Here is a 237-nt window from a genome sequence, read left to right on the forward strand (position 1 = left end):
TGCTGGACGAGCCATAACCCACGCGATCGGCGATGGCGGCCACCGGCAGTTGACCGTGTTTGAGCAGGTCCTTCGCAAGGATCATCCGCCACCGGTAGAGATATTCCATCGGCGGCATGCCCATGGTGCGGCTGAAGCGGGCGAAGAAGGACGAGCGCGACAGGGCGGCGAGAGCGGCAAGCTCGTCCACCGTCCAGGCGCGGGCGGGTTCGCGATGTATCGCCCGGATCGGCTCGG

Annotated in this window: 1 protein-coding gene; it reads right to left on the reverse strand. The window is 66.7% G+C overall.

The genetic code is table 11. The annotated features are described in order from the left end of the window. Positions 1-237 (reverse strand): helix-turn-helix transcriptional regulator (locus B4E36_RS08145; RefSeq protein ID WP_345900222.1); only part of this gene is annotated, 237 nt, incomplete at both ends.

This window comes from Martelella sp. UBA3392, assembly GCF_002358775.1.
GTDB classification, from domain to species: Bacteria; Pseudomonadota; Alphaproteobacteria; order Rhizobiales; family Rhizobiaceae; genus Martelella; species Martelella mediterranea.